The sequence below is a fragment of the Bradyrhizobium sp. KZN70725 genome (assembly GCF_055264925.1).
This window is the reverse complement of sequence record NZ_JBUYWT010000014.1, coordinates 19,792-34,251: the sequence shown is the minus strand read 5'-3', so window position 1 is coordinate 34,251 and position 14,460 is coordinate 19,792. Positions and strand designations below refer to the sequence as shown.

The window sequence follows — 14,460 nt, the reverse complement described above, 5'->3', positions numbered from 1 at the left end:
ATGCGGGGCATCCGGTATCCCGCGTCATCCAGCAGAAGTGCTGTCGTCACGGAGTACCGGATCGCTCGCTTTGCGGGCGGTGGCGGACAAGTTTCACGACCGCAAATTTTGCGACCGCAGGGTTATCGAGGAAAAGACCATGACTGAAATTCGCGTTCCAACGCTCGGCGAATCCGTGACCGAGGCCACGATCGGCCGCTGGTTCAAGAAGGCCGGTGAAGCTGTCGCGGTGGACGAGCCGTTGGTGGAGCTGGAGACCGACAAGGTCACCATCGAGGTGCCCGCGCCGGTGGCCGGTACGCTCGGCGAGATCATCGCCAAGGACGGCGAGACGGTCGCCGTCGGCGCGCTGCTCGGACAGATCAATGACGGCGCCGCTCCGGCCGCCAAGCCGGCTGCTGCGGCTCCCGCCAAGGCCGCCGCACCGGCTGCCGCTGCTGCGCCGGCTGCTGCCGCTGCGCCGAAGGCGCCGCCGGCGGATGCGCCGCTGGCACCCTCGGTCCGCAAGCTGTCCGCTGAAAGCGGCATCGATGCGTCCACCGTTCCCGGCTCGGGCAAGGACGGCCGCGTGACCAAGGGCGACATGCTGGCCGCGATCGAGAAGGCCGCCTCGGCGCCGACCCCGGTCAACCAGCCGGCCGCCGCCGTGCAGGTTCGTGCGCCGTCGCCGGCGGACGACGCCGCGCGCGAGGAGCGCGTGAAGATGACCCGGCTGCGCCAGACCATCGCGCGCCGCCTCAAGGACGTGCAGAACACCGCCGCGATGCTGACGACCTTCAACGAGGTCGACATGACCGAGGTGATGAAGCTGCGGGCCCTCTACAAGGACACGTTCGAGAAGAAACACGGCTCGAAGCTCGGCTTCATGGGCTTCTTCACCAAGGCGGTCGTGCAGGGGCTAAAGGACATTCCGGCGGTCAACGCCGAAATCGACGGCTCTGACCTGATCTACAAGAACTACTATCACATCGGCGTTGCGGTCGGCACCGACCGCGGCCTCGTGGTGCCTGTGGTGCGCGACTGCGACCACAAGTCGATCGCCGACATCGAGAAGTCGATCGCCGACTACGGCCGCCGCGCCCGCGACGGCCAACTCAAGATCGACGAGATGCAGGGCGGCACCTTCACCATCACCAATGGCGGCATCTACGGTTCGCTGATGTCGACGCCGATCCTGAATGCGCCGCAGTCCGGCATCCTCGGCATGCACAAGATCCAGGAGCGGCCGATGGTGGTCGGCGGCAAGATCGAGGTGCGCCCGATGATGTATCTGGCGCTGTCCTATGATCACCGCGTCATCGACGGCAAGGAAGCGGTTACCTTCCTGGTGCGCGTCAAGGAGAGCCTGGAGGATCCGGCCCGCCTGGTGCTGGACCTCTAAGGTCGTATCGCGCGCGGCGTCCGATCGGCTCGGGCGCCGCGATCTGTTGGTTGCTCACATTTGGGGATCAAAGTGACGGATAAGGTCGTTGTCATCACCGGCGGCAGCCGCGGCATCGGCCGCGCCACCGCGCTCGCTGCCGCCGCGCGCGGCTATCGCATCGTGGTCGGCTATGCATCCAACAAGACCGCGGCGGACGAGGTCGTCGCCGCGATCGAAGCCAGCAACGGCAAGGCGATCGCGGTGAAATGCGATGTCGGCAGCGAGCAGGACATCCTGGCGCTGTTCAAGGCGGCCGACGGCTTCGGCACGCTCGGCGCGCTCGTCAACAATGCCGGCATCGTCGGCAAGAGCGGCGTGCGTGTCGACGAGATGTCGGCCGAGCGTATCCAGCAGATGATGGCAGTGAATGTCACCGGCAGCATCCTGTGTGCGCGCGAGGCGGTGAAGCGCATGTCGACCAAGCACGGCGGCAAGGGCGGCGTCATCGTCAACCTGTCCTCGGTGGCGGCGAAGCTCGGTGCGCCCAACACCTATGTCGACTATGCCGCTTCCAAGGGCGCGATCGATTCCTTCACGATTGGCCTCGGCTACGAAGTCGCGAATGAGGGCATCCGCGTCGCCGGCATCCGGCCCGGACTGATCGACACCGACATCCACGCCGCGGGGGGCGAGCCCGATCGCGCGCACCGGCTTGCCCATATGGTGCCGATGAAGCGTGTCGGCACCGCCGATGAAATCGCCAACGCCATCGTCTGGCTGATCTCGGACGAGGCTTCCTATGTCACCAGCGCGATCCTCGACGTGTCGGGCGGTCGCTAGCACACGATCAAGAGCGGGCGGCGGTCTGCCGTCACGATCGCGCCCCGCGTAATTGTCACAGAGCTTAGCTACAGGACCTTCCATCATGGCTTCTTACGATCTCGTCGTCATCGGCACCGGCCCGGGCGGATATGTCTGCGCGATCCGCGCGGCGCAACTCGGCATGAAGGTCGCCGTCGTCGAGAAGGACGCGACGCTGGGCGGCACTTGCCTCAACGTCGGCTGCATGCCGTCGAAAGCGCTGTTGCACGCCTCCGAGATGTTCGAGGAAGCCGGGCACTCCTTCGCCAAGATGGGCGTCAGCGTCCCGGCGCCGAAGCTCGATCTGCCTGCGATGATGAACTTCAAGCAGCAGGGCATCGACGGCAACGTCAAGGGCGTCGAGTTCTTGATGAAGAAGAACAAGATCGACGTGCTCAAGGGGACCGGCAAGATCCTCGGTGCCGGCAAGGTCGAGGTCTCCGGCGACGGCAAGTCCGAGACCGTCGAGACCAGGAACATCGTGATCGCCACCGGCTCCGATATCGCCCGCCTGAAGGGTATCGACATCGACGAGAAGCGCATCGTGTCCTCGACCGGCGCGCTGTCGCTGGAGAAGGTGCCGGAGAAATTGCTGATCATCGGCGCGGGGGTGATCGGGCTCGAGCTTGGCTCGGTCTGGCGGCGTCTCGGTGCGGACGTCATGGTCGTGGAATTCCTCGACCGCATCCTGCCCGGCATGGACGGCGAGGTGGCAAAGCAATTTCAGCGCATGCTCGAGAAGCAGGGCTTCGTCTTCAAGCTCGGCGCCAAGGTCACCGCGGTCGATAGCTCCGGCAAGACGCTGCAGGCCAAGGTCGAGCCCGCCGCGGGTGGCGCTGCGGAAACCATCGAAGCCGACGTCGTGCTCGTCTGCATCGGCCGGGTGCCCTACACCGAGGGGCTCGGGCTGAAGGAAGCCGGCGTTGCGCTCGACAATCGCGGCCGCGTCGAGATCGACGCGCACTTCTCGACCAACGTGAAGGGCATCTACGCGATCGGCGACGTCGTGGCCGGGCCGATGCTCGCGCACAAAGCGGAAGACGAAGGCGTTGCCTGTGCGGAGATCATCGCGGGCCAGGCCGGCCACGTGAACTACGACGTCATTCCAGGTGTTGTGTATACCACGCCGGAAGTGTCGTCGGTCGGCAAGACCGAGGAAGAACTCAAGCAGGCCGGCGTCGCGTACACCGTCGGCAAATTCCCGTTCACGGCGAACGGCCGGTCCAAGGTCAATCAGACCACCGACGGCTTCGTGAAAATTCTCGCAGATGCGAAGACGGATCGGGTGCTTGGCGTCCACATTGTCGGCCGCGAAGCCGGCGAAATGATCCACGAAGCCTGCGTTCTGATGGAATTTGGCGGATCTGCCGAGGATCTGGCACGCACCTGCCACGCGCACCCGACCCGTTCGGAGGCGATCAAGGAAGCCGCGCTTGCGGTGGGCAAGCGCGCCATCCATATGTGATGATCGAAAGTCCGGCGTCAGCCGGGTTGAGATCATAGCGATGCTGCGCCGCCTGCTTCAGCCGTTCTGGGTCCTGCTTGCGATCATCTTCCTGGTCGAGGCTTGGCTATGGGACCATCTCGAGCCGATCGTGGCGCGGGCGGTGGCGTGGATTCCGCTCCGCGCGCTCAAGCAATGGCTTGCCGACCGGGTCGATTCGCTGTCGCCGGCGATGACCCTGATTGTCTTCGTCGTGCCGGTGATCCCGCTGTTTCCGCTCAAGCTGATCGGGCTCTGGCTGCTGGCGAACCAATACTGGTTCAGTGCGGTCTCGCTGATCCTGTTCGCCAAGTTCGTCGGCGTCGGCGTGACGGCCTTCCTGTTCGACGTGACGCGGCCGAAACTGCTGGAGATGCCCTGGTTCGAGGCACTCTATAATTTCGTGATGGCGCTGCGGGCCAAGGCCACCGCGCTGGTCGAGCCAATCAAGCGGCGCATTCGCGAGATGATTAGTGGCGACGGCGAGGGCTGGGCGGCGCGCACGCTGCGCGTGATCGCGCGCTTCCGCAAAAGCGTGCATCAGACCAGCAAGCCTCTTTGATCAAAACTTTCTATTCCGTCATCCTGAGGAGCGCGGAACGCGCGTCTCTAAGGATGCACGGCCCGGCCGGTGGCCGTCGATCCTTCGAGACGCGCGCAAGGGCGCGCTCCTCAGGATGACGGTTCGAAAGCGGCGCGCTGCGCTCAATGCAGATGCAGCAAGTGCGGCTGGAACAGGCCGAGCGCCGTCATCACGATGCCGGCGAGCGTCACCAGGCCGGAGACCCAGGCCAGCGCGATGATGCCCGTAATGATGGTTGCCGACGCCAGCACGATGGCGATCTGGAAGGCGGCGGAGGCAAGCTCGAAATGATGATATTTCGCGGTGGCCTCGTCGCGCTCATGCTCGGCGTGCTTGGCGCGTTCGGAGAGCTGCTCTGAACCCTCGCCGGTTTCCGGCTCCGAGCGGTAGCGCGCCGCGGTCTTCTGCCAATCGTCGATCTGCTTCTGCAGCGCGGCCCTGGCCGCCTCGTCGGTGGTGGTCGCGAGGTTCAGCTTGCCCTGTTCTGCCGCGATCTGCACCGTGGTACGGCGGATGCTCTTGGCCTGGAAGAAAGCCCACAGGTTGGAGGCCTCGACATTCTTGCTGATCGATTCGGTCTGGGCGCCCTTGCCGAGCGTTTCCGACAGCGCCAGGCACAGGGCGATCACGGCGATCAGGAGCGCGATCTTCTTGTTCTCGCCCGAGGCATGCTCGGCATGCTCCGCGTGCTCCATACTTTCATGTGCGCTCATGATTCCCCTCCGGATGAGACCGCGCCACGATTGCCGAATGCGGCGCACAAGGCAAGGGCCGAAGGGTTTTGGGTAACCGTCTGAAGATGAACGGCGCATGACGGCGGCCAAAGCCCGCGCTTTATTTTTTCAGAACCGAACGTTCAACCTCGGGGATGCGCGGAGCGATAGACTTCGAGCAGGCGCTCGCTGTCGATGCCGGTGTAGATTTGCGTGGTCGACAGCGAAGCGTGGCCGAGCAATTCCTGGATCGCGCGCAGATCGCCGCCGCGGCTCAGCAGATGCGTGGCGAAGGAATGCCGCAGCGCATGCGGCGTTGCGCTGTCGGGCAGGCCGAGCGCGCCGCGCAGCCGCTCCATGGTGAGCTGGATGATGCGCGGGCTCAAGGGGCCGCCGCGCGCGCCGACGAACATCGGCCCCGCGGGGCTGAGCTGATGCGGGCAGATCGCGGCATAGTCCGCGATCAATTGCAGCACGTTCTGCAGCACCGGCACCATGCGGGTCTTGTTGCCCTTGCCGGTCACCACGAGCACGTCGCCTTCGCCAGGTTTCGGCACGTCGCGGCGCTTCAGCCCCAGCGCCTCGGAGATGCGCAGGCCCGAACCATAGAGCAGCGCCATGACGGCGGCGTCGCGCACCAGGATCCAGGTCTCGCGGGTTTCGTCCGCGCGCTCGTCGGCGTCGGCAAAGCGTTTCGCCGCTTCCATGTGAATCGGCTTCGGCAGGCTCTTCGCCACCTTGGGCGCGCGGATCGCCGAGAGCGCGCCGACCTTGCCCTTGCCCTCGCGTTCCAGGAATCGTCCGAACGAGCGCAGGCCCGCCAGCGCCCGCATCAGCGACCGCCCGCCGATCTCCTCGGTCCGGCGCATCGCCATGAAGGCGCGCACATCGCTCGCCTCGAGCGCGGAAAATGCCTCAAGCGTCACCCGCGCGCCCCAGTGCCCGGCCAGGAAGGCGAGGCATTGGCGCACGTCCCGGGCATAGGCCTCAAGCGTCTTCGGCGACAGCCGCCGCTCCGCACGCAGATGCGACAGCCAGCGCGTCATCTCCTGCGTGATCGATGCATCGGCGCAGTCGAGCTCGAGTGGTTGGATGGGCTGATCGGTCCGGGCCATGTCCGTGTCTTAAGTCCGTGTCTTAAGGGCTATTGGCGCTGCTCATCTCCTGATTATATCGCACTGCCTTCGTTTACCGTTCGCTAAGACCGCGTAGCGGTGCTAGCCCGGCGCAAAGTTCGGATTCAATGGACCACACCACGCGCCACAACCCAGCCTCCGCATCGACGACACGTGTCGTCGACGTGCTGGTGCCTGTCGCGCTGAACCAGACTTATTCCTACCGCGTTCCGCGCGGCATGGAGCTTGCGCCGGGCGACGTGATCGGCGTTCCGCTCGGGCCGCGCGAGGTGGTCGCGGTGGTGTGGGCGGAAAATGCCAATCCGGATCCGCGGCTGCACAACCGGCTCAAGGACGTCAGCGAGAAGCTCGATGTTCCGCCGCTGAAACCGGAGCTGCGCCAGCTGGTCGACTGGGTCTCCAATTACACGCTGTCGGCACGCGGCATGGTGCTGCGGATGACGCTGCGGATGGGCGAAAATCTCGGGCCGGAGCGGATGCGGCTCGGCGTGCGGCTGGTCGGCGAGCCGCCGCGGCGCCTGACGCCGGCACGCCGGCGGGTGATCGAGGTGCTGTCGGACCGCTTGCTGCACGGCAAGTCGGAGGCGGCCCGGGAGGCCGGCGTCAGTTCCGGCGTGATCGACGGCCTGGTCGACGAAGGCACCCTGACGGTTGAGGCGATGCCGCCGCCGGCACCGCCGCCCGTTCCGGATCCCTCCTACGCGCAGCCGGATTTTTCGCGCGAGCAGCGCAGCGCCGTCGACGTGATGCGGACGCTGGCCGCGAGCGGCAGCTTTCACGTCGCGCTGCTCGACGGCGTCACCGGTTCCGGCAAGACCGAAGTCTATTTCGAGGCGATCGCCGAGAATATCCGCCGCGGCAAGCAGACGCTGATCCTGATGCCGGAGATCGCGCTGACCGGCCAGTTCCTCGATCGTTTCGCGCAGCGCTTCGGCGTGCGGCCGCTGGAGTGGCATTCGGAGCTGACGCCGCGCACGCGCGCGCGCAACTGGGCCGCGATCTCCGAGGGCAAGGCGCCGGTCGTGGTCGGCGCCCGCTCCGCGCTGTTCCTGCCCTATGCCGATCTCGGTCTCATCATCGTCGATGAGGAGCACGACCAGGCCTACAAACAGGACGACGGCGCGCATTATCACGCGCGCGACATGGCGGTGGTCCGCGCCCATATCGCAAAGATTCCGATCGTGCTGGCGTCGGCGACCCCGTCGGTCGAGAGCGAGGTCAATGCGCGCAAGGGGCGCTACCAGCGCGTGGCGCTGCCGTCGCGGTTCGGCGGCCAGCACATGCCGCATATCGAGGCGATCGACATGCGCCGCGCGCCGCCGCCGCGCGGCCGCTTCATTTCGCCGGTGCTGGCCGAGCAGATCGGCCATGCCATCGAGCGCCGCGAGCAGGCGCTGCTGTTCCTCAACCGCCGCGGTTACGCACCGCTGACGCTGTGCCGGGCCTGCGGCCACCGCTTCGCCTGCACCATCTGCGATGCATGGCTGGTTGATCACCGGTTCCGGCAGCGGCTGGTCTGTCATCATTGCGGCTTCTCGATGCCGCGCCCGAATATCTGCCCGCATTGCGCGGCCGAGGAATCGCTGGTCGCGGTCGGGCCCGGCGTCGAGCGCCTGCAGGAGGAGGCCGCCCACATCTTCCCCGAGGCACGGACGATGGTGCTGTCGAGCGATCTCATCACCTCGATCGAGACCATGCGCAGCGAGCTCAACGAGATCGCCGAGGGCCGCGTCGACATCATCATCGGCACCCAGCTGGTGGCGAAGGGCCACAACTTCCCGCGGCTCAATCTGGTCGGCGTCATCGACGCCGATCTCGGCCTGAGCAATGGCGATCCGCGCGCCGCCGAGCGGACGTTCCAGCTGCTGAACCAGGTGGTCGGCCGCGCGGGCCGCGAGCAGGGCCGCGGCGTCGGCTTTCTGCAGACCCATCAGCCGGAGCATCCGGTGATCAAGGCCCTGATCGCCAATGACCGCGAGGCGTTCTATGCCAGCGAGATCGAGATTCGCGAGCGCACCGGCTACCCGCCGTTCGGCCGGCTGGCGAGCCTGATCGTCTCCGCCGGCGACCGTCCGACCGCGGAAGGCTTCGCCCGCAAGCTCGCCGCGGTGGCGCCGCTCGATGAGCGGATCCAGGTGCTCGGCCCCGCCGAGGCGCCGCTCGCCGTCATCAAGGGCCGCTATCGCTTCCGCCTGCTGGTGAAGTCGCTGCGCAATGTCGATCTGTCGCAATATCTGCGCGAATGGCTGGAATCCGGTCCCAAGACCAAGGGCAATCTGAAGCTCGAGGTCGACGTCGATCCGCAGAGCTTTTTGTAAGCAGCTTCAATCTTGACCGTCATTTGCGAGGAGCGAAAGCGACGAAGCAATCCATCGCTCCGCGCATGCGGGTCCATGGATTGCTTCGCGGAGCCTGTCATCCGGCGGCGCTTCGCGCCGACCGGGTGGCTCGCAATGACGCAGGCTGGCGGCCGCAGCCCGCAAAAGAAAAAGCCTGCCGTCATTTGCGACGGCAGGCCATTTTTTGGCGCGAAGCAGGCCTCGCGGCCGTTACGCAACGCAACGCTTACTGAAGGCGCTTACGAGACGACCTCAGCGGTGACGCGGCCGACGCCGGCACCGGTCAGGCCGATGGCGCGTGCTGCGCCGGTGGAGAGGTCGAGCACGCGGCCGCGGATGAACGGGCCACGATCGTTGATGGTGACGACGACGCTGCGGCCGCCATGGGTGACGCGGAGCCTGGTGCCGAACGGCAGCGAGCGGTGGGCCGCGGTCATGGCGTTCTGGTTGAAGCGCTGGCCGGAAGCGGTGCGGCTGCCCGACTCATTGCCGTAGAAGGAGGCCATCCCCGAGAACGAGTGGCCGCCGGACGGCTGGATCGATGCATTGGCGTCGCGCCAGGACGAGCCTTCGGCGCGGGCGTGGTGATGATGGTGGTGGCGATGATGGTGGTGCCGGGACTTCGCGGACGCCTCGGTCACGCTGCCCCCGACCAGAATAGTTGCGGCTACAAAAGCAAGCGCCGTACGCGAGCGGGTTACGTTGCCCGCCGCCTTCTTGATATTCAGCATTGATAAGACCCTCAGACAGTATTGCCGCTAACGCGGCAAGTGGAACCCCCGTCCCTTCGTTGACCAAGGCCGTTTGGTTTCCCAATGAGGCACGAATTGGGCAGTAAATCCGGATTATCTCGTGCTGAAATATCTTGTTACCGCCTTGGGGTAGTCAATCGATGTTCAGTAATCTTGCTGTTTAACCAATTTTTAACGACCAATATACTTGCCAATACTGATTATCGAGGCGACGGTAAGTTTTCGGTAAGTAATCGCTAAATGAAACAGCAGCCGGCCAGGAGTTCCCTGCGCGCTCGGCCATAGGCCCATGCAAATTTCGATGGAACAAAATCGCGGCGGCGCGAATCGGGTTCGGCGCGCCGCATTTCCGCGCGCCAAATTTTCCGGTTCGGCCACCGGCTGCGGTCGGCAAAAAGCGCATGCGACAAGGCGGCACTCACGATGCCGTCATGTTGCACCTGCGCGATTGCTATGTTAGCAAAGCCGCGATTTTAACGGTCCCGGCACGTCCTGTGCCGGTCGAAAATCGAAGTCCCGCTTGAATTCCAAGGGCTTGGATCGCTAGGCGCTGCTTTGGTGGCGACGGTTTTTCCCTTGCGAATTTGACAGCAAAAAAGAGCGAGCTCGTGGCTGCTGAAGATCCGTCCGTTTCGGGAGTGTCCGGTCGTTATGCAACGGCCCTGTTCGAGTTGGCGCGCGACGAGCAATCCGTCGATCAAGTCCGGGCCGACCTCGACAAGTTCGAGGCCTTGCTCAACGAGAGCGCCGATCTCAAGCGCCTCGTCCGCAGCCCGGTGTTCGCCGCCGACGCCCAGCTGAAGGCGCTGACCGCGGTGCTCGACAAGGCCGGCATCTCGGGCACGTCGGCCAAATTTCTCAAGGTGCTCACCGCCAATCGCCGGCTGTTCGCCGTTGCCGATGTGATCCGCGCCTATCGCGCGCTGGTGGCGAAGTTCAAGGGCGAGGCGACTGCGGAAGTCACCGTCGCCGAGCAGCTCAGTGACAAGAATCTCGACGCGCTGAAGGCCGCACTGAAATCAGTGACGGGCAAGGACGTCGCGCTCAACGTGAAGGTCGATCCCTCCATTATTGGTGGCCTGGTGGTCAAGCTCGGCAGCCGCATGGTGGATAGTTCGCTTCGCACCAAACTCAATTCGATCAAGAACGCGATGAAAGAGGCAGGCTGATGGACATCCGCGCCGCAGAAATTTCTGCGATCCTCAAGGACCAGATCAAGAATTTCGGCCAGGAAGCCGAGGTCACCGAAGTTGGCCAGGTGCTGTCGGTCGGTGACGGTATCGCCCGCGTCTACGGTCTCGACAACGTTCAGGCCGGTGAAATGGTCGAGTTCGAGAACGGCACGCGCGGCATGGCGCTCAACCTCGAAACCGACAACGTCGGTATCGTGATTTTCGGCGCCGACCGCGAGATCAAGGAAGGCCAGACCGTCAAGCGCACCCGCGCGATCGTGGACGCGCCGGTCGGCAAGGGCCTGCTCGGCCGCGTCGTCGACGCGCTCGGCAACCCGATCGACGGCAAGGGCCCGATCCAGGCCACCGAACGCAAGCGCGTCGACGTCAAGGCGCCCGGCATCATTCCGCGCAAGTCGGTGAACGAGCCGATGGCCACCGGCCTCAAGGCGATCGATGCGCTAATCCCGATCGGCCGCGGCCAGCGCGAGCTGATCATCGGCGACCGCCAGACCGGCAAGACCGCGATCGCGCTCGACACCATCCTGAACCAGAAGCCGCTCAACGCCCAGCCGGACGAGAACCTCAAGCTGTATTGCGTCTACGTCGCAATCGGGCAGAAGCGCTCCACCGTCGCGCAGTTCGTCAAGGTGCTCGAAGAGCAGGGCGCGCTGGAATACTCGATCATCGTCGCGGCCACCGCGTCCGATCCGGCGCCGATGCAGTACATCGCGCCGTTCACCGCCTGCACCATGGGCGAGTACTTCCGCGACAACGGCATGCACGCCGTGATCATCTATGACGACTTGTCCAAGCAGGCCGTCGCCTATCGCCAGATGTCGCTGCTGCTGCGCCGCCCGCCGGGCCGCGAAGCCTATCCGGGCGACGTGTTCTACCTGCATTCCCGCCTGCTCGAGCGCGCCGCCAAGCTCAACAAGGAGCATGGCTTGGGCTCGCTGACGGCGCTGCCGGTCATCGAAACCCAGGCCAACGACGTGTCGGCCTACATTCCGACCAACGTGATTTCGATCACCGACGGCCAGATCTTCCTGGAAACCGATCTGTTCTTCCAGGGTATCCGTCCCGCCGTGAACGTCGGTCTGTCGGTGTCGCGCGTCGGTTCGTCGGCGCAGACCAAGGCGACCAAGAAGGTCGCCGGCAAGATCAAGGGTGAGCTCGCGCAGTACCGCGAAATGGCGGCGTTCGCGCAGTTCGGTTCGGACCTTGACGCTTCGACCCAGCGCCTGCTCAACCGCGGCTCGCGTCTGACCGAACTTCTGAAGCAGCCGCAATTCTCGCCGCTGAAGATGGAAGAGCAGGTCTGCGTGATCTGGGCCGGCACCAACGGCTATCTCGATCCGCTGCCGCTCAACAAGGTGAAGGCGTTCGAGGACGGTCTGCTGTCGCTGCTACGCGGCAAGAACGCCGACATCCTCGATGCGATCCGCACCAGCCGCGATCTGTCCGACGACACCGCCGCCAAGCTCAAGACGGCCGTCGAGGGCTTCGCCAAGACGTTTGCATAACGAATGGGGCGTCGCCCGGCTCGCCGCCGGGCGTGACGAACGGAGGCTTGCGATCTGACCATTGTGGTCGGATCGCCGGGGTGAACGAAGAATGGCGTCACTAAAAGACATGCGGGTCCGCATCGCCTCGACCAAGGCGACGCAGAAGATCACCAAGGCTATGCAGATGGTCGCAGCCTCGAAGCTGCGCCGCGCGCAGAACGCCGCCGAAGCGGCGCGGCCCTATGCCACCAAGATGGATGCGGTGATTTCCAACATCGCCGCGGCAGCCAACGGCACGCCCGGCGCGCCGGCGCTGCTCGCCGGCACCGGCAACGATCAGGTGCACCTGCTTCTGGTCTGCACCGGCGAGCGCGGCCTGTCCGGCGCGTTCAACTCCGCCATCGTGCGCCTGGCGCGCGAACGGGCGAACGCGCTGCTCGCGCAGGGCAAGGAAGTGAAGTTCTTCTGCGTTGGCCGCAAGGGTTACGAGCAGCTGCGGCGGACCTTCGAGAAGCGCATCGTAGAGCATCTCGACCTGCGTTCGGTGCGCCAGATCGGCTTCGTCAATGCCGAGGATATCGCCCAGAAGGTGCTGGCGCGGTTCGAGGCCGGCGAGTTCGATGTCTGCACGCTGTTCTACTCGCGCTTCCAGTCGGTGATCGCGCAGATCCCGACCGCGCAGCAGATCATCCCGCTGGAGGTGGCTGCGCCCGCGGCCAATGCGGCGCCCTCCACGTCCTACGAATACGAGCCTGAGGAAGACCAGATCCTCGGCAGCCTGTTGCCGCGCAACCTCGCGGTGCAGATCTTCCGCGCGCTGCTGGAGAACAACGCCTCGTTCTATGGCGCGCAGATGAGCGCGATGGACAGCGCGACCCGCAATGCCGGCGAGATGATTCGCAAGCAAACCCTGATTTACAACAGAACCCGTCAGGCCCAGATCACGAAGGAGCTGATCGAGATCATCTCCGGCGCTGAGGCGGTCTAAGGCAGATTTCGAAGGAGAACAGTCCATGGCTACAGCAGCCAACCAGATCGGTCGCGTTACCCAGGTCACGGGCGCCGTGGTCGACGTGCAGTTCGAAGGCCACCTTCCGGCGATTCTGAACGCGCTCGAGACCAAGAACGGCGGCAACCGCCTGGTGCTCGAAGTCGCGCAGCATCTCGGCGAATCGACCGTCCGCACCATCGCGATGGACATCACCGAGGGCCTCGTGCGCGGCCAGGAAGTGACCGACACCGGCGAACCGATCCGGGTGCCGGTCGGCGAAGGCACGCTCGGCCGCATCATCAACGTCATCGGCGAGCCGATCGATGAAGCAGGCCCGATCAAGTCCGACGGCCTGCGCGCCATCCATCAGGAAGCGCCGACCTATACCGACCAGTCGACCGAAGCCGAAATTCTCGTCACCGGCATCAAGGTCGTCGACCTTCTTGCTCCGTATGCGAAGGGCGGCAAGATCGGCCTGTTCGGCGGCGCCGGCGTCGGCAAGACCGTGCTGATTCAGGAGCTCATCAACAACGTCGCGAAGGCGCACGGTGGTTACTCGGTGTTCGCCGGCGTCGGCGAGCGCACCCGCGAAGGCAATGACCTCTATCACGAGTTCATCGAATCGAAGGTCAACGCCGATCCGCACAATCCGGATCCGAGCGTGAAGTCGAAGTGCGCGCTGGTGTTCGGCCAGATGAACGAGCCGCCGGGCGCCCGCGCCCGCGTCGGTCTGACCGGTCTCACCGTTGCCGAGCACTTCCGCGACCAGGGCCAGGACGTGCTGTTCTTCGTCGACAACATCTTCCGTTTCACCCAGGCCGGCTCGGAAGTGTCGGCGCTGCTCGGCCGTATTCCTTCGGCGGTGGGTTATCAGCCGACGCTCGCCACCGACATGGGCGCGCTGCAGGAGCGCATCACCACCACCCAGAAGGGCTCGATCACCTCGGTGCAGGCGATCTACGTGCCGGCCGACGACTTGACCGACCCGGCGCCCGCCACCTCGTTCGCGCACTTGGACGCCACCACGGTGCTGTCGCGCGCGATCTCGGAAAAGGGCATCTATCCGGCGGTGGATCCGCTCGACTCGACCTCGCGCATGCTGTCGGCGCTCGTCGTCGGTGACGAGCACTACAACACCGCGCGCATGGTCCAGCAGATCCTGCAACGCTACAAGTCGCTGCAGGACATCATCGCCATTCTCGGCATGGACGAATTGTCGGAAGAGGACAAGCTGACGGTCGCCCGCGCCCGCAAGGTCGAGCGCTTCCTGTCGCAGCCGTTCCACGTCGCCGAAGTGTTCACCGGCTCCCCCGGCAAGTTCGTCGACCTCGCCGACACCATCAAGGGCTTCCGCGATCTCTGCCAGGGCAAGTACGACCATCTGCCGGAAGCGGCGTTCTACATGGTCGGCACCATCGAAGAAGCCGTCGAGAAGGGCAAGAAGCTGGCGGCCGAAGCCGCTTAAGCTTTGGGATGTCGTCATCGCTGGACTTGATCCGGCGATCCATCGCACGAGCAGTATTTTGATTGATGGACCCGCGGGTCGAGCCCGCGGGTGA

At 64.9% G+C, this 14,460-nt stretch carries 12 protein-coding genes; 9 read left to right on the top strand and 3 right to left on the bottom strand.

Features of this window, described 5'->3' with window-relative positions; translation table 11 throughout:
• Positions 1-139: 139 nt before the first annotated feature.
• The 4 genes from odhB (at position 140) to ACZBJS_RS15825 (ending at position 4,269) form a co-directional block, all read left to right on the top strand.
• Entirely contained in the window at positions 140-1,381 is a 1,242-nt protein-coding gene (odhB, locus tag ACZBJS_RS15840; protein WP_076834705.1) for a 2-oxoglutarate dehydrogenase complex dihydrolipoyllysine-residue succinyltransferase, read from the top strand.
• A gap of 72 nt (positions 1,382-1,453) precedes the next feature.
• Entirely contained in the window at positions 1,454-2,203 is a 750-nt protein-coding gene (locus tag ACZBJS_RS15835) for an SDR family oxidoreductase (RefSeq protein WP_057020974.1), read from the top strand.
• Between the two features lie 85 nt (positions 2,204-2,288).
• Positions 2,289-3,689, top strand: a complete 1,401-nt coding sequence (gene lpdA / locus ACZBJS_RS15830; protein WP_057020923.1) for a dihydrolipoyl dehydrogenase — start codon at positions 2,289-2,291, stop codon at positions 3,687-3,689.
• 40 nt (positions 3,690-3,729) lie between these two features.
• Positions 3,730-4,269 carry a hypothetical protein gene (locus tag ACZBJS_RS15825; RefSeq protein ID WP_225163860.1) on the top strand — a complete coding sequence of 180 codons (540 nt, stop codon included), beginning with the start codon at positions 3,730-3,732 and terminating at the stop codon, positions 4,267-4,269.
• 143 nt (positions 4,270-4,412) lie between these two features.
• Here the strand turns inward: ACZBJS_RS15825 and ACZBJS_RS15820 are convergent, their stop codons facing one another.
• Entirely contained in the window at positions 4,413-5,003 is a 591-nt protein-coding gene (locus ACZBJS_RS15820; RefSeq protein WP_316398400.1) for a DUF4337 domain-containing protein, read from the bottom strand.
• Between the two features lie 143 nt (positions 5,004-5,146).
• Positions 5,147-6,118: a tyrosine recombinase XerC gene (locus ACZBJS_RS15815; RefSeq protein ID WP_316398401.1), complete on the bottom strand. Its 972-nt coding sequence runs from the start codon at positions 6,116-6,118 to the stop codon at positions 5,147-5,149.
• A 128-nt stretch (positions 6,119-6,246) separates the two neighbouring features.
• On the opposite strand from ACZBJS_RS15815, the gene ACZBJS_RS15810 reads away from it, so the two are divergent.
• Complete coding sequence (locus ACZBJS_RS15810; RefSeq protein ID WP_463438862.1) at positions 6,247-8,457, top strand: primosomal protein N'; 2,211 nt, start codon at positions 6,247-6,249, stop codon at positions 8,455-8,457.
• 260 nt (positions 8,458-8,717) lie between these two features.
• Here ACZBJS_RS15810 and ACZBJS_RS15805 read toward each other — a convergent pair whose 3' ends face one another.
• The gene (locus ACZBJS_RS15805) at positions 8,718-9,209 is read right to left on the bottom strand and encodes a septal ring lytic transglycosylase RlpA family protein (protein ID WP_229189994.1); all 492 of its coding nucleotides are present in this window, start codon (positions 9,207-9,209) and stop codon (positions 8,718-8,720) included.
• A 629-nt stretch (positions 9,210-9,838) separates the two neighbouring features.
• Between ACZBJS_RS15805 and ACZBJS_RS15800 the strand changes: the two genes are divergently transcribed.
• The 4 genes from ACZBJS_RS15800 (at position 9,839) to atpD (ending at position 14,366) form a co-directional block, all read left to right on the top strand.
• Positions 9,839-10,399: a F0F1 ATP synthase subunit delta gene (locus ACZBJS_RS15800; protein WP_229189993.1), complete on the top strand. Its 561-nt coding sequence runs from the start codon at positions 9,839-9,841 to the stop codon at positions 10,397-10,399.
• Complete coding sequence (atpA, locus tag ACZBJS_RS15795; RefSeq protein WP_028340804.1) at positions 10,399-11,928, top strand: F0F1 ATP synthase subunit alpha; 1,530 nt, start codon at positions 10,399-10,401, stop codon at positions 11,926-11,928. Before ACZBJS_RS15800 ends, atpA begins: the two co-directional genes overlap by 1 nt.
• Positions 11,929-12,019: 91 nt before the next feature.
• A complete protein-coding gene (locus tag ACZBJS_RS15790) occupies positions 12,020-12,898 on the top strand; it encodes a F0F1 ATP synthase subunit gamma (RefSeq protein WP_092087080.1) in 879 nt (292 codons plus the stop codon).
• A gap of 25 nt (positions 12,899-12,923) precedes the next feature.
• On the top strand, positions 12,924-14,366 hold the full coding sequence (atpD, locus tag ACZBJS_RS15785; RefSeq protein WP_016843821.1) for a F0F1 ATP synthase subunit beta: 1,443 nt from the start codon (positions 12,924-12,926) through the stop codon (positions 14,364-14,366).
• Positions 14,367-14,460 lie beyond the last annotated feature (94 nt).